The sequence below is a fragment of the Agrobacterium sp. CFBP2214 genome (assembly GCF_030209895.1).
Lineage (GTDB): Bacteria > Pseudomonadota > Alphaproteobacteria > Rhizobiales > Rhizobiaceae > Agrobacterium > Agrobacterium radiobacter.
This window is the reverse complement of record NZ_JARVRC010000006.1, coordinates 233,082-252,471: the sequence shown is the minus strand read 5'-3', so window position 1 is coordinate 252,471 and position 19,390 is coordinate 233,082. Positions and strand designations below refer to the sequence as shown.

The 19,390-nt window shown below is 61.0% G+C and carries 20 protein-coding genes; 12 read left to right on the top strand and 8 right to left on the bottom strand.

Going from position 1 to position 19,390, the window contains the following annotated elements:
- Positions 1-44 precede the first annotated feature (44 nt).
- The 6 genes from QRN60_RS16845 to gpmI all read left to right on the top strand — a co-directional run bounded on the left by QRN60_RS16845 (position 45) and on the right by gpmI (position 7,784).
- Complete coding sequence (locus QRN60_RS16845; RefSeq protein ID WP_165000568.1) at positions 45-1,208, top strand: acetyl-CoA C-acyltransferase; 1,164 nt, start codon at positions 45-47, stop codon at positions 1,206-1,208.
- Between the two features lie 12 nt (positions 1,209-1,220).
- Entirely contained in the window at positions 1,221-2,348 is a 1,128-nt protein-coding gene (locus QRN60_RS16840) for an acyl-CoA dehydrogenase family protein (RefSeq protein ID WP_112295573.1), read from the top strand.
- A gap of 44 nt (positions 2,349-2,392) precedes the next feature.
- Positions 2,393-3,631, top strand: coding sequence for a 3-methyl-2-oxobutanoate dehydrogenase (2-methylpropanoyl-transferring) subunit alpha (locus tag QRN60_RS16835; protein WP_003506983.1), 1,239 nt, complete (start codon positions 2,393-2,395; stop codon positions 3,629-3,631).
- Positions 3,632-3,634: 3 nt separating this feature from the next.
- Positions 3,635-4,648, top strand: a complete 1,014-nt coding sequence (locus QRN60_RS16830; RefSeq protein ID WP_003506981.1) for an alpha-ketoacid dehydrogenase subunit beta — start codon at positions 3,635-3,637, stop codon at positions 4,646-4,648.
- 2 nt (positions 4,649-4,650) lie between these two features.
- Entirely contained in the window at positions 4,651-5,922 is a 1,272-nt protein-coding gene (locus tag QRN60_RS16825; protein WP_099087264.1) for a dihydrolipoamide acetyltransferase family protein, read from the top strand.
- Positions 5,923-6,266: 344 nt separating this feature from the next.
- Entirely contained in the window at positions 6,267-7,784 is a 1,518-nt protein-coding gene (gene gpmI, locus QRN60_RS16820) for a 2,3-bisphosphoglycerate-independent phosphoglycerate mutase (RefSeq protein ID WP_112295575.1), read from the top strand.
- A 73-nt stretch (positions 7,785-7,857) separates the two neighbouring features.
- On the opposite strand, the gene QRN60_RS16815 is transcribed toward gpmI, so the two are convergent.
- From QRN60_RS16815 to QRN60_RS16785, 7 genes are all read right to left on the bottom strand, one after another.
- Positions 7,858-8,295 (bottom strand): YeeE/YedE family protein, encoded by a 438-nt coding sequence (locus QRN60_RS16815; RefSeq protein WP_060724882.1) that lies wholly within the window; start codon positions 8,293-8,295, stop codon positions 7,858-7,860.
- Positions 8,292-8,699, bottom strand: coding sequence for a YeeE/YedE family protein (locus tag QRN60_RS16810; protein ID WP_111817630.1), 408 nt, complete (start codon positions 8,697-8,699; stop codon positions 8,292-8,294). Before QRN60_RS16810 ends, QRN60_RS16815 begins: the two co-directional genes overlap by 4 nt.
- A complete protein-coding gene (gene bigR, locus QRN60_RS16805; RefSeq protein ID WP_111817631.1) occupies positions 8,696-9,052 on the bottom strand; it encodes a sulfite-sensing transcriptional repressor BigR in 357 nt (118 codons plus the stop codon). Before bigR ends, QRN60_RS16810 begins: the two co-directional genes overlap by 4 nt.
- A complete protein-coding gene (blh, locus tag QRN60_RS16800) occupies positions 9,046-10,341 on the bottom strand; it encodes a bifunctional sulfur transferase/dioxygenase Blh (RefSeq protein WP_111817632.1) in 1,296 nt (431 codons plus the stop codon). The genes bigR and blh overlap by 7 nt, the downstream gene beginning before the upstream one ends.
- Before the next feature lie 265 nt (positions 10,342-10,606).
- Entirely contained in the window at positions 10,607-11,092 is a 486-nt protein-coding gene (locus tag QRN60_RS16795; protein WP_003506968.1) for a hypothetical protein, read from the bottom strand.
- Between the two features lie 13 nt (positions 11,093-11,105).
- Entirely contained in the window at positions 11,106-11,897 is a 792-nt protein-coding gene (locus tag QRN60_RS16790) for an SDR family NAD(P)-dependent oxidoreductase (RefSeq protein ID WP_111817633.1), read from the bottom strand.
- Positions 11,898-11,924: 27 nt separating this feature from the next.
- Positions 11,925-12,752 carry an alpha/beta fold hydrolase gene (locus QRN60_RS16785; protein ID WP_111817634.1) on the bottom strand — a complete coding sequence of 276 codons (828 nt, stop codon included), beginning with the start codon at positions 12,750-12,752 and terminating at the stop codon, positions 11,925-11,927.
- Between the two features lie 129 nt (positions 12,753-12,881).
- Here QRN60_RS16785 and QRN60_RS16780 point away from each other — a divergent pair, with 129 nt between their 5' ends.
- Both QRN60_RS16780 and QRN60_RS16775 read left to right on the top strand, forming a co-directional pair.
- The gene (locus QRN60_RS16780) at positions 12,882-13,868 is read left to right on the top strand and encodes a GlxA family transcriptional regulator (protein WP_111791674.1); all 987 of its coding nucleotides are present in this window, start codon (positions 12,882-12,884) and stop codon (positions 13,866-13,868) included.
- Between the two features lie 95 nt (positions 13,869-13,963).
- Entirely contained in the window at positions 13,964-14,695 is a 732-nt protein-coding gene (locus QRN60_RS16775; RefSeq protein ID WP_060726935.1) for a FadR/GntR family transcriptional regulator, read from the top strand.
- Positions 14,696-14,722: 27 nt separating this feature from the next.
- Here the strand turns inward: QRN60_RS16775 and QRN60_RS16770 are convergent, their stop codons facing one another.
- Complete coding sequence (locus QRN60_RS16770) at positions 14,723-15,358, bottom strand: LysE family translocator (RefSeq protein WP_003506960.1); 636 nt, start codon at positions 15,356-15,358, stop codon at positions 14,723-14,725.
- 316 nt (positions 15,359-15,674) lie between these two features.
- On the opposite strand from QRN60_RS16770, the gene QRN60_RS16765 reads away from it, so the two are divergent.
- The 4 genes from QRN60_RS16765 to QRN60_RS16750 are packed head-to-tail and all read left to right on the top strand — an operon-like array spanning position 15,675 to position 19,182.
- Positions 15,675-16,697 (top strand): ABC transporter permease, encoded by a 1,023-nt coding sequence (locus QRN60_RS16765; RefSeq protein WP_020813144.1) that lies wholly within the window; start codon positions 15,675-15,677, stop codon positions 16,695-16,697.
- Positions 16,697-17,584 carry an ABC transporter permease gene (locus tag QRN60_RS16760; protein WP_020813145.1) on the top strand — a complete coding sequence of 296 codons (888 nt, stop codon included), beginning with the start codon at positions 16,697-16,699 and terminating at the stop codon, positions 17,582-17,584. The genes QRN60_RS16765 and QRN60_RS16760 overlap by 1 nt, the downstream gene beginning before the upstream one ends.
- A 3-nt stretch (positions 17,585-17,587) precedes the next feature.
- Positions 17,588-18,424, top strand: coding sequence for an ABC transporter ATP-binding protein (locus QRN60_RS16755; protein WP_020813146.1), 837 nt, complete (start codon positions 17,588-17,590; stop codon positions 18,422-18,424).
- Entirely contained in the window at positions 18,424-19,182 is a 759-nt protein-coding gene (locus tag QRN60_RS16750; RefSeq protein ID WP_003506952.1) for an ABC transporter ATP-binding protein, read from the top strand. The genes QRN60_RS16755 and QRN60_RS16750 overlap by 1 nt, the downstream gene beginning before the upstream one ends.
- Positions 19,183-19,390: the final 208 nt, after the last annotated feature.

Here is a 19,390-nt window from a genome sequence, read left to right as displayed (position 1 = left end):
TGACGGTCGTTCTCTTGGTGGGAGGATGGCCTAGGGAGGTGAATTTGGCTGTGCATGACCCTGTCGTTATCGTCGGGGCCGCCCGTACTGCTATGGGTGGGTTCCAGGGCGAATTCAAATCGGTGGCTGCGCCCGATCTCGGGGCGGCGGCGATCCGCGCGGCCGTCGAACGGGCCGTAATTTCACCCGCTGATATCGACGATGTGCTGATGGGCTGCGTGCTCTCGGCCGGGCAGGGGCAGGCTCCAGCGAGACAGGCGGCCATTGCCGCCGGCATTCCCAACTCGATTGGCGCGACGACCATCAACAAGATGTGCGGCTCAGGCATGAAGGCGATCATGCTGGCGCATGACCAGCTTGCGGCGGGAAGCTCTTCCGTCGTGCTTGCGGGTGGCATGGAGAGCATGAGCAACGCGCCCTATTTGCTGGACCGCGCCCGCAATGGTTATCGTCTCGGCCACGGCAAGCTCACCGATCACATGTTTCTCGACGGCCTTGAAGACGCCTATGACAAGGGCAGGCTGATGGGGACTTTCGCGGAAGATTGCGCGCAAGATTATCAGTTCACGCGCGCCATGCAGGATGATTACGCGTTGGCTTCACTGGAACGCGCCCGACGCGCTATCGCGGAAGGGGCTTTCGAGGCGGAAATCACTTCTGTCGGCGATGTTGCCGTAGACGAACAGCCGGGGAAGGCCCGCCCGGAAAAAATCCCGCAACTGAAGCCCGCCTTTCGCGATGGTGGAACGGTGACGGCCGCCAATTCCAGCTCCATTTCCGATGGCGCGGCCGCTCTTGTTCTCATGCGCCGGTCCGAGGCGGAAAGGCGGGGCCTTTCACCGCTGGCGACCATTATCGGCCAGGCCGCCCATGCCGATGCGCCGGCGAAATTTCCGACAGCTCCCGTGGGAGCAATGAAAAAGCTGTTCGAGAAAACCGGCTGGTCGGCGAAGGATATCGATCTGTTCGAAATCAACGAGGCCTTTGCCGTGGTGGCGATGGCGGCGATGCGCGATCTCGATTTGCCGCATGAGAAGGTGAATATGCATGGCGGTGCCTGCGCACTCGGCCATCCCATCGGGGCTTCGGGTGCACGTATCGTCGTCACCTTGCTTGCGGCCTTGCAGCGTCACGGGCTGAAACGTGGCGTTGCCGCCGTCTGTATCGGCGGCGGTGAAGCGACCGCGCTCGCGGTTGAACTGCACTGAGGGGAGGCGGCGATGATCCTGAATGAAGCCCAGCAGCAGATCAGGGACATGGCCCGTGATTTCGCCCGCGAGCGGCTTGCCCCCGGTGCCGCCGCGCGCGACCGGGAAAGCCGGTTCCCGAAAGACGAACTGAAAGAAATGGGTGAACTCGGCTTTCTCGGCATGCTGGTCTCCGAGGACTATGGCGGGTCGGAAACCGGTGCTGTCGCCTATGCCCTGGCGCTGGAGGAAATCGCCGCCGGTGACGGCGCCTGTTCCACCATCATGAGCGTCCACAATTCGGTCGGCTGCGTGCCGATTCTGAAATTCGGCACGGAAGACCAGAAGCAGCGTTTCCTGCCCAAGCTCGCCTCCGGCGAATGGATCGGCGGTTTTGCGCTGACCGAACCGCAGGCCGGTTCCGACGCTTCCAATCTTAAGACCCGCGCCCGGCGCGACGGCGACCGTTATATTCTCGACGGCGCGAAACAGTTCATCACATCAGGCAAGAATGGCGACGTCGTCATCGTTTTTGCCGTCACCGATCCGGCGGCGGGAAAGAAGGGCATCAGCGCCTTCATCGTGCCGACTGATACACCGGGTTACGAGGTAATCAGGGTTGAGGAAAAACTCGGCCTGCATTCGTCCGATACCTGCCAGATCGCCTTCACCGACATGGCAGTCCCAGTCGAATTGCGGCTCGGCGAAGAGGGGCAGGGATATCGCATTGCGCTCGCCAATCTGGAAGGCGGCCGCATCGGTATCGCCGCGCAGGCGGTCGGCATGGCGCAGGCCGCTTTCGAGGCGGCGCGGGACTATGCCCGCGAACGCAAGGCCTTCGGGCAGGCAATCATCGAGCATCAGGCGGTGGCGTTTCGGCTTGCGGATATGGCGACGCGGATTACGGCGGCGCGGCAGCTGGTGCTGCATGCGGCGGCGCTGAAGGAGGCGGGCGAACCCTGCCTTTCGGAAGCCTCGATGGCCAAGCTCTTTGCTTCCGAAATGGCCGAGCGTGTCTGCTCGGACGCCATCCAGATTCACGGCGGTTACGGCTACATGGCGGATTATCCGGTGGAGCGGATCTATCGCGATGTGCGCATCTGCCAGATTTACGAGGGAACCAGCGATGTCCAGCGGATGGTCATCGCGCGCAACCTCTGAAAATTGTTTCGTCGTCTGGAGGAGATGGCGATGGGAGGAGTAGAATGGATATTACCGAAACCACGCATCTCAGCCTGCATGTGCCGGAGCCAGCGGTGCGGCCCGGTGACCAGCCGGATTTCTCCAATGTGAAAATACCCAAGGCCGGCTCCGTGCCACGCCCGGAGGTGGATGCCGCCCCTGAAAGCATGCGCGATCTCGCCTATTCGATCATCCGTGTCCTCAATCATCAGGGTGAGGCCGTCGGGCCGTGGGCCGGGCTGCTCTCGGACGAGGAATTGCTGGTGGGCCTCAAAAACATGATGCGGCTGCGGGCTTTCGATGCCCGCATGCTGATGGCGCAGCGGCAGGGCAAGACGTCCTTCTACATGCAGCATCTGGGCGAAGAGGCTGTCAGTTGCGCTTTCCGCAAGGCGCTTTCCAAAGGCGACATGAATTTCCCGACCTACCGGCAGGCGGGACTGCTCATTGCCGATGACTATCCGCTCGTCACCATGATGAACCAGATTTACTCCAACGAGCTCGACCCGCTGCACGGGCGGCAATTGCCGGTTCTCTATTCCTCGAAGGAACACGGCTTCTTCACCGTGTCAGGCAATCTCGCCACGCAATATGTGCAGGCCGTCGGCTGGGCGATGGCCTCGGCCATCAAGGGCGATACGAAAATCGCGGCCGCCTGGATCGGCGACGGTTCGACGGCGGAGTCGGATTTTCACTCGGCAATGGTCTTTGCCTCCACCTATAAGGCGCCGGTCATCCTCAACATCGTCAATAACCAATGGGCGATTTCCACCTTTCAGGGCATTGCGCGCGGCGGTTCTGGCACCTTTGCGGCGCGCGGGCTGGGTTTCGGCATTCCCGCACTCCGGGTCGATGGCAATGATTATCTCGCCGTTTATGCCGTGGCGCGCTGGGCCGTGGAACGGGCGCGCCGCAACCTCGGTCCGACGCTGATCGAATATGTCACCTATCGTGTCGGCGCCCATTCCACCTCGGATGATCCGAGCGCTTATCGCCCCAAGACGGAGTCCGAGGCGTGGCCCCTGGGTGACCCGGTTCTGAGGCTCAAGAAACATCTCGTCCTGCGCGGCGTCTGGTCGGACGAGCGGCACCGGCAGGCGGAGGCGGAAATCGCCGATGAGGTGCTGGAAGCCCAGCGCGAGGCGGAAAGCCACGGTACGCTGCATGAGGGTGGAAAACCGCCGAAAAAGGATATTTTCGAAGGCGTCTACGCCGAGATGCCGCCGCATCTCGCCCGCCAGCGCCAGAAGGCAGGGTGGTGAGACATGACAAGAATGACTATGATCGAAGCCGTCCGCAGCGCCATGGATGTCTCCATGGAGCGCAGCGACGATGTCGTGGTTTTCGGTGAGGATGTGGGCTATTTCGGCGGCGTCTTCCGCGCCACGCAGGGGCTGCAGGGAAAATACGGCAAGACGCGCTGTTTCGACGCGCCGATCAGCGAATCCGGCATTGTCGGCACGGCGATTGGCATGGCCGCTTATGGTCTGCGGCCTTGCGTCGAAATCCAGTTCGCCGATTATATGTATCCCGCCTATGACCAGATCACCCAGGAAGCGGCGCGTATCCGGTATCGCTCCAATGGCGATTTCACCTGCCCGATCGTTCTCCGCATGCCCACCGGCGGCGGGATTTTTGGCGGGCAGACGCACAGCCAGAGCCCGGAAGCCCTCTTCACCCATGTCTGCGGGCTGAAGGTGGTGGTCCCTTCCAATCCTTATGATGCCAAGGGGCTGCTGATCGCATCCATCGAAGACCCCGACCCCGTGATGTTTCTGGAGCCGAAGCGGCTTTATAACGGCCCCTTCGACGGGCACCATGACCGGCCGGTAACGCCCTGGTCCAAACACGAGATGGGCGAGGTGCCGGAAGGGCACTACACCATTCCCATCGGCAAGGCCGAAATCCGCCGCCCCGGAAACGATGTCACCGTCATCGCTTATGGCACCATGGTGCATGTGGCGCTGGCGGCGGCGGAAGAGACCGGCGTGGATGCCGAGATTATCGACCTTCGCAGCCTCTTGCCGCTCGATCTCGATACCATCGTGAAATCGGTTTCGAAGACCGGCCGCTGCGTCATGGTGCATGAGGCAACGCTGACCTCCGGCTTCGGGGCGGAAGTCGTATCGCTGGTGCAGGAACATTGTTTTTATCATCTGGAGGCTCCCGTCGTCCGCGTCGCCGGCTGGGATACGCCTTATCCCCATGCGCAGGAATGGGACTATTTTCCGGGACCTGCCCGCGTCGGGCGAGCCCTTGTCGAAGTCATGGAGGCCTGATTATGGCGGAATTTGTTCTCACTATGCCTGATGTCGGTGAAGGTGTGGCGGAAGCCGAACTGGTGGAATGGAACGTCAAACCGGGTGATCTCGTCCATGAAGACATGGTGCTGGCCGCGGTGATGACGGACAAGGCGACGGTTGAAATCCCCTCACCCGTGGCGGGCGTGGTCACCTGGCTCGCCGTGACGGTTGGAAACACCGTGCCGGTGAAGGCGCCGCTCCTGCGCATTGAAACCGATGTCGCAGCCGTTGCGCCCAATGGCAGCATGCCGGAAGCGGAAGCGCCCGCCCAGATAACGGAAGCACCAGCCGACATGACGGACACGCCGCCACCCGTTGAAACCCAGCCGACGGCGCGCCAGACCGAGGAGGGGCCACCGGCGCCCGCAGCCGAACTGCACCACAAACCGCTGGCATCCCCCGCCGTCCGCCAGCGCGCCGACGATCTCGATATCGATCTCGCACAGGTCAAGGGAACGGGCGCGGATGGGCATATTACCCATGCCGATCTCGACGGGTTTTTAACCGTGCGGGGGCGGCCTGAACGCCCCGAGCCGATAGCGCCCCACGATAGCGCCGTCGAGGAGGTGAAGGTGACCGGGCTCAGGCGCAAGATTGCCGAGAAGATGGTGCTTTCCGCCTCCCGAATTCCCCACATCACCTATGTCGAGGAAGTCGACGTGACCGATCTGGAGGATTTGCGGGCGACCATGAACGGCAACCGCCGTTCCGGGCAACCGAAGCTGACGATCCTGCCGTTTCTGATGCGCGCGCTGGTGAAAGCCGTTGCGGATCATCCCGGCATGAATGCCACCTTTGATGACGAAAAAGGGGTCGTCAGCCACTATGAAGCCGTTCATATCGGCATCGCCACGCAGACGCCGTCGGGCCTGACGGTCCCGGTCGTGCGTCACACGGAAACGCTCGGCCTCTGGGAATGCGCAGAGGAAGTCGCGCGCGTTGCAGAAGCCGCCCGCACCGGCACGGCGCATCGGGAAGAACTGATGGGCTCCACCATCACCATCAGTTCGTTGGGAGCCTTGGGCGGCGTCGTTTCGACGCCCCTCATCAATCACCCCGAAGTGGCGATCATCGGCGTCAACAAGATCATGACGCGGCCGGTCTGGGATGGAATTCGCTTTGTGCCGCGCAAGATGATGAACCTGTCTTCCAGCTTCGATCACCGTGTCGTCGACGGCTGGGACGCGGCGGTCTTCATCCAGGCCGTCAAGGCACTGCTGGAGAAGCCCGCGCTGATTTTCATCGAGTGAAGGAGACCGGCGACCACTCCGCCACGCGCTTCTCATCCCTGTGCTCGTCACAGGGATCCTTCCAGCCCAGGCCCTTGGGTTGAAAGGGGTCTCTCCGCCGCGCAGACACGCGTCGGCTGGATTTCTGTGACGAGCACAGGAATGAGGGGGTGAGTTTTTAAGCCGCCGTTTTCGACCTTCACGGAACTGTTTCGCTGTCGGTATAGGCTTGCGTTCGTCATCTTCGGGTATAGAAGAGAAGAACGAGAAGCATGTTTTCTCATCATGATCATAGTGGCGGAAGAGGGCGCTCCGGTGCCCGGCGGTCCGCCCTCCGCCGGCAACCGAACGAAGAAGGTCCTCCCATGCAAACTCCCAGACCCGTTGTCCTGACTATTCTCGATGGCTGGGGGCTGAGTGAGGATACATCCAGCAATGCGCCTGTTCTGGCGAACACGCCGACCATGGACCGGCTTTTTGCCACCTGCCCGAATGCGACGCTGACCACCTTCGGCCCGAATGTCGGTCTGCCGACCGGGCAGATGGGTAATTCCGAAGTCGGCCACACCAATATCGGCGCCGGCCGCATCGTTGCCATGGATCTCGGCCAGATCGATCTGGCGATCGAGGATGGCAGCTTTTTCCGCAATGCGGCGATGCTTGATTTCGCAGCCAAGGTAAAAGCCGCGGGCGGTGTGGCGCATCTGATGTGCGTGGTTTCCGATGGCGGCGTCCATGGCCATATCCTCCACGGCCAGGCGGCGGTGAGGTTGATGATCAGCCACGGCCTGAAGGTCGTGGTGCATGCCATCACCGATGGCCGCGACGTCGCGCCGCAATCGGCTGAAGATTTTGTGGCGGCGCTGGTAGCGAGCCTGCCGCAAGGCGCCAGCATCGGCACGGTAATCGGCCGTTATTATGCGATGGATCGCGACAATCGCTGGGAGCGCGTCGAGAAAGCCTATGACGCCATGGTTCTGGCGAAAGGCGAACACGCGCGGGATGCGGTGAGCGCCGTTGCCCAGAGCTACAAAAACAATGTCACCGACGAATTCATCCTGCCAACGGTGATCGATGGTTATGAAGGTTTCAAGGCTGGCGACGGCCTGTTCTGCCTGAATTTCCGCGCCGACCGTGCGCGTGAAATCCTGCTTGCCATTGGTGCCAATGATTTCGACGGTTTTCCGCGCGAAAAGCCCGTGCTTTCGGCGCTGCTCGGTATGGTTGAATATTCCACCCGCCACAGCCATTTCATGACGACGGCCTACCCCAAGCGCGATATCGTCAATACGCTCGGCGCCTGGGTGGCAAAACAGGGGCTCACGCAGTTTCGCCTCGCCGAGACGGAAAAATATCCGCATGTCACCTTCTTCCTGAATGGCGGCAAGGAAGAGCCGGAAGTCGGCGAAGACCGCTTCATGCCGAAATCGCCGAAGGTTGCGACCTACGACCTGCAGCCTGAGATGAGCGCGCCCGAGGTGACGGAGAAATTCGTCGAGGCGATCGGCAAGGGTTACGATCTTATCGTTACCAATTACGCCAACCCTGACATGGTCGGCCATACCGGCGATCTGCAGGCCGCAATCAAGGCCTGCGAAGCCGTGGATCGCGGACTTGGTGCCGTCGTTGCCGCGCTCGAAAAAGTGGGTGGCGCGATGCTTGTCATTGCCGACCACGGCAATTGCGAAACCATGGTCGACCCGGTGACCGGCGGCCCGCACACGGCCCACACCACCAATCCGGTGCCGGTGATCCTTTTTGGCGGGCCGGAAGGTGCAAAGCTGCATGCCGGTATTCTCGCCGATGTCGCGCCCACCTTGCTGCAATTGATGAATGTGCCGCTGCCGCCGGAAATGACGGGCAAGAGCCTGATCGACCTCTAATCAAACGAGTCGCGCGGGAGCGTTCCAGCCCCGCGCGACTGCCCGTTTCCCGCGTTCGGGACGAGCGTCTGTGTTATGGCTGTTTTGCGTAGAGACGGTCGTGGACCAGCATGCCGGCAATCATGGCGCAGACGAAAAGAACGACCGGCATCAGCCCGAGGGCGAGAGCCGATAGTGCCGGGCCGGGGCAGAAACCGGCAAGCCCCCAACCGATGCCGAAAATGGCCGAGCCTGTTATGAGCGGCCGGTCGATGCGGGTTTTTGCGGGCAGGTTGAAATCCTCAGTGAGGACGGGCCTGGCAAGACGTCGGCTGAGCAGCACACCCGGCGCGGCGACCATCACAGCACCGCCGAGAACGAATATCAGGCTCGGGTCCCAATGGCCGCTTGCCACGTCGAGAAAGCCGGAAACACGGGCGGGATCGACCATGCCTGACAGCGAGAGGCCGAAGCCGAACAGCGCTCCTGCGGCCAATGCCAGGGCAACACGGGCCACGGCCGGATTTTTCATGACAGGGCTCCTGCTATCGTCGCGGCACAGATGCCTGATATCACGAAGGTTACGGTCGCTGCGATGGAGCGCCGGGAAAATCGCGCCAGTCCCATGATGCCGTGGCCGGACGTGCAGCCGGAGCCCATGCGTGTGCCAAAACCCACCAGCAGGCCGGCAATGAGGATGAGCGGCCATGGTGCAACGAGGGTGATGGCAGGCAGCCGGCCGAAGGCCACAGCATAGATATAAGGTCCGGCCAGCAAGCCGGTGACGAAGGCGAGATCGGCAAGACGCCGCTCCTTGCCGAGCATTTTGCCCATGATCCCGCTGATGCCGGCAATACGGCCGTTAAAAAGAAACAGCATAATACTGGCAAGACCGAGCAGCATGCCGCCGAAAAGAGAGGGCCAGTAGGGGCTCACAGGGTCTCCTCCTCCGGCGCGCAGAATATGGTGTAAAGGGCCTCGATCAGTTGCGCTGCTTTCGCTTCGCTCAGTTGGTAGAAAATCTGCTTGGCGTCGCGCCGGGTTTCGACCACGCCGGCTTCCCGCAGCACGCCCAGCTGCTGGGAAAGCGTCGGCTGGCGGATATCCAGCTTGACCTCCAGTTCGCCGACGGAAAATTCCCCCTGCGCCAGCGTGCAGGCGAGCATCAACCGCGCCGGGTGGGCAAGTGTTTTCAGAAGCAGCGCGACCTCGACAGCCCTCTCCTCCATGGCGGGAAGGGGAATTGCAGCAATGTGCGGGCGCTTTTCCCGCGTGTTTTCCTTTACCATATGCTGCCCTCCAGCACGTCGAGCGGGAATTTCAGGTAACGCTTGCCATTCTCTTCCGGCTCCGGCAGACGGCCGCCGCGAATATTGACCTGCAGCGCATGGAGAATGAGCTTAGGCATCGGCAATGTGCGATCCCGTGTTTCCCTGAGACGGATGAAGCCCTCCTCCGTCATGCCGGCCAGATGCGGATTGCTGCGTTTCTGTTCGCCAACGGTGCTTTCCCATTTCGGAGCGCGGCCGCCGGGCTGATAATCATGGCCGGTGAAAAGCCGTGTTTCGTCGGGAAGGGCGAGAATGTCCTGAATGGACGCCCAGAGTTCTCTGGCGCTGCCGCCCGGAAAATCAGCGCGCGCAGTGCCGGAATCGGGCATGAAAAGCGTATCGTGCACAAAGGCGGCATCTCCTACCACATAGGTCACGGAGGCCAGCGTATGCCCGGGTGAAAACAGCACGCGCGCTTCCAGGGAGCCGATATCGAACCTGTCGCCCGCCTCGAACAGCCGGTCCCATTGCGAGCCGTCGGTTTCGAGATCCGGCCAGTTATATTTCTCCTGCCAGAGCCTCTGTACGCCGGTAACTTTCGCGCCGATCGCCGTCTGCGCACCGGTCTTCTGCTTCAGGTAATGGGCGGCGGAAAAATGGTCGGCATGGGGATGGGTATCGAGAATCCATTCCACCGACAGGCCCTGGCTCGCCACATAATCCAGAATGGCGTCGGCATTCATGGTTCCGGTTGCACCGGACTTCTCATCGAAATCATAGACCGGGTCGATAATGGCGCAGCGCTTGGTCGCAGGATCGGAAACGACATATTGCACGCTCCATGTGCGCGGATCGAAGAAGGCCTTGACGTGTGGAACCGCCGCTTCGCGTCGCTCCAGCCAGCGGGTGGCGCCGGAAAGGTCAAAGCCATGCGCCTTGCCGAAAGCCTCGATGTCGCCCCGCTCGATGCGTCCATCCAGCGCTTCGCCGAGAACATGAAGCGTGAGTGCGCGCGTGCCGCCCTTGCAATGGGCGAAAACGGGGCCGTCCGCTTCCGCCATTTTCTGCTGGAAGGCGCGGATATCGGCTTCGGTGATGGCAGGGCCGCTGACCGGGATGAAGCCATATTCCATGCCTGCCGCGCTGGCGGCGCTTTTTTCCTGCACATTGCCTGGCTGACCGGGCTCTTCACCATCAGGCCGGGCATTGATGATGCTTTTATAGCCCTCGGCGGAGAGCGATTGGAAATCGGCGATCATCGGCTGGCCCGCAACGGTCAGACGCTCGTTGATCTTCACGGCATTCATCGGCATCTCCTGTTGTAATAAATTAATATATATTATTATATAATGTATATTGTTTGTTTGCAAGAGGCGAAAAGCGTCTTCGTTCCGGATATCTCCCGCTGGATTTCAGGAGAGATTCGGGAGGAAACCCTAGAGACGGGATTTCTTCGTTTTGTGACGGATGAGCGGAGATTGCCTGTATTCGGCATGCAAAAACATGCCTAGTGCCTGAAAGCACTCAGGCAAAAGGCATTTCCCCGGAAGCCGGTTCGAACTTCGGCTCGTTTCAGACGGCGAGCCTGCGGCGTGTCGCTTTCCAGCCGAGACAGATGGCTGCAACAAGCAGAACCGTCTGGGCGACTACAAAGGGCGGTTCATTGCCGTTCGGTGCCAGGTTGTTGAGTGTTTCGACCTTGAGAAAGGCCTGAACGATCAACACAAACATATTGAGATAAAGGCTGATCGTGGCGGTGATCGTATAAATAATGCGCGCCCTGCCATTCAGACCGTATCCGTAAAGCGCAACCAGTGCGATTGCCAGAACGAGGGTCGAGATGATGCCGACGCCGAGTGCCGGTGTGAAATTTCCGATTGGAAACAGAAAGCCAGTGAGTGTGGTGGCGAGCGTGGTGACGAGGAAAAGCGCCATCATGCGCGGCATCCACCGCCCCGCCGCATAAGCGGGCAGGGCGATCAGTCCGGTTACGATGCCAATGAGGCTCAGGGCAACGTGCAATGTCGTGAATTGGGGAATGGTCAGTCCGAGGATCATGATGCGTCTCCCTCTATTCGGTTTGAGTTGCACGATACCGGCTGGCGGCAAGTGCATGCGACAGATTGGGCCTCAATGCTGCGCGGGCTGCAAGGAAATTTTCGAAATCGGCCGCATCCGGCAGCGAAGGAATGGTCAGGGTCTCGCCAAGATCGAGACCGGCAAGGGCCGCATCCACCATCTCGTAAACATCCATGACCATGGCGGCCGGAATGGCCTCGAGCCGCTCCTCTTCCCAGATCGCCGTGCGGGTAATACCCGGCAGGACACCCTGAACCCGCACGTCGGACGGGGAAAGCTGCGCCTGCAGCGCTTCGGTGAAGGCGAGCACAAAGGCCTTGGTTGCCGGATAGACGGCGGTAAATGCCGCCGGCATCAGGGCCGTTACCGATGTGATGTTGATGATCGTGCCTTTGCCATCGGCGGCAAGCCGCGGCGCGATCGCCGCTGCAAGCCGGGTGACGGCAAGGATATTGAGGTTGATCATCGTCGTGACATAGGCCGGGTCCAGCGCCGTGATGGCGCCTTCACCGGCAATACCGGCATTGTTGACGAGGCCTGTGATCCGCCGGTCATCGCGCAGTCGTGCCTCGACCTTTTCGAGGTCTTCTGCTCTGGAAAGGTCGGCGGAGAGAACCTCGACCGCGATATGGTGATCCTTCTCCAGTTGGGTTGCCAGTGTCTTCAGCTTTTCGGCGCGCCGCGCCACGAGGATGAGATCATGGCCGCGTTTTGCCAGACGTTCGGCATAGACCGCGCCGATGCCGTCGGATGCGCCGGTGATGAGAAATGTATTCTGTGTCATGTCCCGTGTCTCCTGTGTCCGGTGGTTTCAGGCGTTGATGAAGGCGAGGAGGTCGGCGTTGAAGCGGTCCTGATGGGTCTGCGTCAGGCCATGGTCGGCGCCTTCGTAGATTTTGAGGACCGCGTGTTTGACGATCTTGACCGTGGAGAGTGCCGAAGCGCCGACCGGCACGATCTGGTCGTCATCACCGTGCAGAACCAGCGTGGGTTTGTCGAAGGCCTTCAGATCCTGGTGGAAATCGCTTTCCGAGAAAGCGCGAATGCTGTCGAGCTGACCCTTGAGCCCGCCCATCATGCCCTGACGCCAGAATTCGTCGCGGATGCCTTGCGAAATCACGGCGCCTTCGCGGTTGTAACCGTAGAAGGGAATGGTCAAATCCTTGAAGAACTGGCTGCGATTGTCGTAGGTGCCCTTGCGGATGCCGTCGAAAACATCGATCGGCAGGCCGATGACATTGCTTTCCGTCTTCAGCATCAGCGGCGGCACCGCGCCGATGAGGGCGATCTTGGCGACGCGGGCCGTACCATGGCGACCGATATAGCGTGTGACCTCGCCGCCGCCGGTGGAATGGCCGACCAGAATGATGTCGTGAAGATCGAGCTGTTCGATCAGTTCGGCCAGATCGTCGGCATATTGATCCATGTTATTGTTATGCCAGACCTGGTCGGAGCGGCCGTGGCTGCGGCGGTCATGGGCGATGGTGCGGAAACCCTGATTGGCAAAGAACACCATCTGCGCATCCCACGTATCGGCGCTGAGCGGCCAGCCGTGGGAGAAGATGATGGGCTGGCCGTCTTTGCGACCCCAGTCCTTGTAGAAGATGTGCGTTCCGTCTCTGGTGGTGATCGTTGTCATGGCTCTCTCTCCTGTTGCAGGGAGCTTGCTTGCGTCCCGTGGGAATAGAGATACTCTGGAGACAGCCGGGGCTGGATTGGCGCTTCTGACAGAAAGCGAGCCGAAACTGACAAAACGGGGTGTGGGCGCATGGCGGGTGTAACGGGAAGCGCGCTGGAAGTCGGTCTGGTCCTCTATCGGGACTGTCAGATCGCCATGGTGCACGGCATCACCGATCTTTTTGCCATCGCATCGGTATTTTCCCAGGATCGCGGCGGACCGAAATTGCGGGTCAGCCACTGGAGCATGGGCGAGGGCGGTGAATTTTCCCGCTGTCACGACACTCATTCCGGGCAGTCAGGACATCCCGACATTTTCGTTGTACCCGGCCGGTTGACGGGGCCCGCTGAGATCGAGGAAGCCGAGCCTTATGCCCGCTGGCTGCTGGATCGGCATGCGCAGGGGGCGACGCTCGCCGCCAGTTGCGGCGGCTCCTTCATGATTGCGGCAACGGGCCTCCTGTCCGGTCGCCCGGCCACCACCCACTGGCTGTTTGCCGAGCGGTTCCGCGAGCGTTTTCCCGATATCCGGCTGGAGATAGACAAGATCGTCATAGAGGATGGCGATATCATCACGGCTGGCGGGCTGATGGCATGGACCGATCTTGGCCTGCGCATCGTCGACCGGCTGCTCGGACCTTCGGTGATGATCGAGACCGGCAAGTTCCTGCTGATCGACCCTTCGGGGCGTGAACAACGCCATTATAGCAGTTTCGCCCCAAGGCTGACGCATGGCGACGAGCCGATCCTGAAGGTGCAGCACTGGCTGCAGGCCCGTGCCGGGCGGGCGACGAGCGTTACCGACATGGCAGGCCATGCCGGGCTGGAGGAGCGGACCTTCCTGCGCCGCTTCAAGGCGGCGACAGGCATGAAGCCGATTGAATATGTCCAGCATCTGCGGGTCGGCAAGGCGCGGGAATTGCTGGAATTCACCCGCCGTTCGGTCGATCAGATCGCATGGTCGGTGGGTTATGAGGATGCCGCGGCCTTCCGCCGGGTGTTCCACCGCATTCTCGGCCTTTCACCGGGTGAATATAGAAGCCGCTTTTCCAGCAGTTCGGCCATGGCTGCGGCGTGAGGGCGGCAACAGTCGCGGTGGTGAGGAGGTCCGGCCCTTGCAATGTGGCGGGTGTTTGCTAACATGCCAGACAAGTTTAAAACAGGTGGGCCGGAATGGACGTTGAGAGCATCACGAAGCAGGGGGTATCGCTCGCGGCGAAAATCAGTTCGGCATTGCGGCGGGATCTGGCGGAAGGCGTTTTCCGCCCCGGTGATCGTCTTCCGAGCGAAAGCGCCCTGACGCGGGAATATTCCGTCAGCCGCACGGTGGTGCGCGAAGCCATCGCCATTCTGCGCGCCGATGGTCTCGTTGAAGCCCGCAAGGGCGCAGGCGTTTTTGCCGTCGAAGTAAAGCCGGCCAAGGAACTGCCTTTTAACGATCTGGCCGTGGGGCGAATTTCCTCGGTGATCGAATTGCTGGAATTGCGCACCGTTTTCGAGGTCGAATCCGCCGGGCTTGCGGCATCGCGCCGTTCCGCCGTGCAGGTGGAGGCGATTGTGGATGCGCACCGGCGCGTCGGCGACTGTCTTGCCGCCGGGCTGCCGACGCGGGATGCTGATTTCGAGTTCCATCTGGCAATTGCGCAGGCGACGCAAAACAGGCGGTTTCCCGAGTTTCTTCAGCTCATTCGCTCCGGCATCATTCCCCGCGGCGAATTGCAGGGGGCAGCGCCCGGGTCGCGTCCGAAGGACTACAACCTGCATCTCCAGGAGGAGCATGCGAGGATTGTCGATGCCATCATCGAAGGTGATGCCGATGCCGCCCGTCAACATATGGCGGCGCATCTGCGCGGCAGTCTTGAGCGCTACAAGGTGCTTCTGCGCTCACGCACTGCCGCTGAATGAGCCGGAAATGGCCTAGAGGTCAGTGGGTTACGCAGTCGCCCGCCGATAGAAGGCCAGGGAGGCGGCAAGCGTCAGAAGCGCGCCGCCGCAAATCCGGTCGAGCCACAGGGCTCCGGTTTTCCGCAACAGCCGGACGGCCTGCGAGCCGAGCAGGGCATATCCGAACATCACGATGAAATCGATGCCGGCGAAGATCAGCGCAAGCGCCGCATATTGCTGGATCTGCGGCGCGGCGGGATCGATGAATTGCGGCAGGAAAGCGGAAAAGAACAGATATCCCTTGGGGTTGGTGACCGCCACGAGAAAGCTCTTGAGGAAAATCGAGCGGGCGGAAGCGACCCCGTTGGCCTCTGCGGATTGAAGAGCACCATCGAGCGTGCCTCTTGAGCGCAAAAGCATGATGCCGAGGAAGGCTAGATAACAGACGCCCACCCATTTGACGACGCTGAACCAGAATTCGGAGGCGGCGAGCAAGGCACCCAATCCTAGTGCTACTGCGCCGATCAGGACGAAATCCGAGAGGACAGCGCCAGCCATGCCGATCATGGCGCGGCGTACTCCGAATCTTGAGCCATTTGCAAGCGCGAGCAAGACGGTAGGGCCGGGCGTGGCAATGCCGATAAAGGCGACCACTGCAAATGCCAGAAGTGTCACGTCAGCCATATTTTCCTCCCCCTGTCGGCACGGATGTCATCGGTGCCACCGCCCGCCCAGCTAGCGTCCGCGCATTCCGCGAAGTCGGAGAATACAGGCTTTTACGGGTGCCGCAACACAAGTGCTTTTTCCCAAAGCAACACGAAAGCCGGATGATTTCAGCATGAGATTCCTCCTCGAGGCACGCCTTTCAGAGCCCTCGGCGATGCGGATTTCACAGTCACGCGCTTGACAGCTCTCAACACCTGTGACAACTTGCGAATAGTTGTCAGACAGGATTGCGCCTTGGTCACTTGCGCAATCGATCTCTGGCAAGGGAGGAATCATGTCAAAAAGACGCCTTTCGCTTTATGGCCTGTCCGGCCAGATCGGAAGTATTGCCGTTACGCTGCTTGGATTGCTGCTGCTGACCTTTTTTATCGGTCGCCTGATGCCGGCCGATCCAGTGCGGGCCATCGTTGGCGAGGATGCGACGCGCGAAACCTATGAACAGGTCTATCATGCGCTCGGTTTCGACCGTCCGCTGTGGCAGCAGTTCATCTATTATCTCGGTGATGTCTTCAGCGGCGATTTTGGAACCTCGATCCGCACCGGTCGTCCGGTCATCGAGGATATCATCAGGGTCATGCCGGCGACGATGGAGCTTGCGACCTTTGCGATCCTGATCGGTGCCGGCCTTGGCATTCCCATGGGTGTTTATGCCGCGGTCAATAAAGACCGCTGGCAGGATCATCTGGTACGTGTGCTCAGCCTGTTCGGCCATTCCATGCCGATCTTCTGGACCGGCATGATCGCGCTGATCGTTTTTTACGCCCATCTCGGCCTTGTCGGCGGCGGTGGCCGCATGGACCAGTTCTATATCGGACTGGTTGAGGAGCGGACGGGCTTTCTGCTGATAGACAGCCTGCTTGCGGGCGATATGGAGGTTTTCTGGTCGGCCATCAACCACCTGATCCTTCCCGCCGCTTTGCTCGGTTATTCCTCCTCGGCCTATATCACCCGCATGACGCGCAGCTTCATGCTGGACCAGCTGGGCCAGGAATATGTGACGACAGCGCGCGTCAAAGGTCTGTCGCAGCGGCAGACGGTGTGGCTGCATGCCTTTGGCAATATCCGGGTGCAGCTCGTCACCATCATCGCCCTTGCCTATGGTTCGCTGCTGGAAGGCGCGGTTCTCATTGAGACCGTCTTCGCCTGGCCGGGTTTCGGGCAATATCTCACCAGCAATCTTATCATCGGCGACATGAATGCCGTGATGACCTGCGTGCTTATCGTCGGCGTCATCTTCATCGGGCTCAACCTCCTGTCCGACATTCTCTACCGCTTTTTCGATCCGAGGACCCGCTGATGACGGCCCGTGCAGAAACTTCCTCTCGCCTTCCCGTGCCCTTGAACGCGCTGAAGAACATCGTTGTTTTCCTGCTGAAAAGCCCGACATCGGCTTTCGGCCTGGCCGTCCTGCTGCTGCTCGTCATCGCCGCTGTTTTTGCGCCCTGGCTTGCGACGCATGACCCTTATGTGCAGGATCTCGCCAATACGCTGCAGGCGCCGGGTAACGGCCATGTCTTCGGCACGGATGAGCTGGGGCGCGACATCTATAGCCGCCTTCTCTGGGGCGCGCGCATCACGCTCACCATCATCTCGCTGGTATCGATCATTGTTGGTCCCGTCGGCCTTCTGGTCGGCACGGCTTCCGGTTATCTCGGCGGCAAGTTCGACACGGTGATGATGCGCATCACGGATATCTTCCTGTCGTTCCCGAGCCTCATCCTGTCGCTCGCCTTCGTCGCAGCGCTCGGCCCCAGCCTCAACAACGCGATCATTGCCATCGCGCTCACCTCATGGCCGCCGATCGCGCGCCTTGCGCGCGCCGAAGCCATGACCTTCCGCAAGGCGGATTATATTGCCGCTGCGCGGCTTCAGGGCGCGTCGCCTCTGCGCATCATCGTTAAATCGATCATGCCCATGTGTCTGCCCTCGGTCCTCATCCGCCTGACGCTGAACATGGCGACCGTCATTCTCACCGCCGCCGGCCTCGGCTTTCTCGGTCTCGGCGCGCAGCCGCCGCTGCCGGAATGGGGGGCGATGATCGCCACCGGCCGCCGTTACATGCTGGATAGCTGGTGGCTGGTGACCTTCCCCGGCGTTGCGATCCTGTCCGTCAGCCTCGCCTTCAACCTTCTGGGAGACGGCCTGCGGGATGCGCTCGACCCGAAGCAGATGAACCGGAGATAGGTCATGGAAAAACCAATTCTTGACGTCGAAAATCTCCGCATCCGTTATGGCGGCTCACCCACCGAGGCGGTGCGGGGCATTTCCTTCACCCTTGGCCGGGAACGGCTTGGTATCGTCGGTGAAAGCGGCTCGGGCAAATCCACCGTCGGCCGCGCCTTGCTGCGCCTTTTGCCATCGGCGACGATCACCGCCGACAGGCTGGATTTCGATGGCCTCGATCTTCTCTCGCTCGATGAGAAAGAGATGCTGAAGGTTCGCGGCCGGCGCATGTCGATGATCCTTCAGGATCCGAAATTCTCTCTCAATCCCATCCGTAGGGTCGGCGATCAGGTAACGGAAACCTATCTGCGCCACTTCAAGGCTTCGAAACAGGAGGCCCGGGAAAAGGCGCTTGCCATGCTCGATGCAGTGAAAATCCGCGATGCCGCCCGCGTTTACGAGCAATATCCGCATGAAATCTCCGGCGGCATGGGCCAGCGCGTCATGATCGCCATGATGCTGCTTGCCGATCCCGATCTCGTCATTGCCGATGAGCCGACGTCGGCGCTTGACGTGACGGTGCGGCTGCAGGTGCTGAATATTCTCGACGGTCTCGTGCGCGATCGCGGCATCGGCCTGATCATGATCAGTCACGACCTCAATCTCGTGCGCAATTTCTGCGACCGGGTGCTCATCATGTATTCCGGCCGTGTGGTGGAAACGCTGGCCGCGCGCGATCTCGATCAGGCGCAGCATCCCTATACGCGCGGCCTGCTGGCGGCACAGCCGCGCATCGGTGGCACACGCGCGCCGCTTGCGGTGCTGGACCGTCGCCCCGAATGGCTGGAGGAGAACGTATAATGGCCGTTTCCGTCGAAACCCGCGATCTCTCCATCACTTTCGGCAGCGGCCACACGGCGCTGAAAGTGCTGCCTTCCGTATCCTTCCGCGTCGAGCCGGGCGAGTGCTTCGGGCTGGTCGGCGAAAGCGGTTCGGGCAAATCCACCGTGCTTCGCTGCGTCTCCATGCTCAACGATTTCTGGACCGGCGATATCCTTATCGACGGCAGATCGGTGCGCGACATGCCGCTGATCGAGCGGTGCCGCATGCTGCAGATGGTGTTTCAGGACCCCTATGGTTCCCTGCATCCCCGCCAGTCGGTGCGCACCGTGCTTTCGGAATCGCTTGCGATCCACAAGCTTGGCGACCGCGAAGAGCGCATGCGCAAGGTCATCACCGATGTCGGCCTGCCCGTATCGTTTCTGGATCGTTTCCCGCACCAGCTTTCCGGCGGCCAGCGGCAGCGCGTGGCGATTGCGCGGGCGCTGATTCTCGAGCCGTCGCTGTTACTGCTCGATGAGCCGACGTCTGCGCTCGATGTCTCGGTGCAGGCGGAAATCCTCAACCTGCTGCAGCGGCTGCGCGAAGAGCGCGGCTTTACCTATATCATGGTGACCCATGACCTCGCCGTCGTCGATCACATGTGCGACCGGTTCGCGGTGATGCTGCGCGGCGAAATCACCGAAATCCTGCCGCGCGAGGCCATCGCCGACAATCGCGCGACGCATCCCTATGCGCGTGAATTGATCGGCGCTTCGCTGGAATATGAAGGCGCGTGACGGCTCCAAGAACGTGACCGTCCTCCTCCGGGGCGTCACGGATAATAACATCCTCCTTCCTTGCCCGGCCTCCCCGCCGGGCATTTTTTTGGAGGTAGCTAGGCGGGATGGCGGGCCGCCAACTGCGCCTAGGCTGCTGACATAGTGCGAGACCGGCCTTTCCGTCATGCCGGACTTGATCCGGCCTCCAGCCACGGCGCGTCTGCGC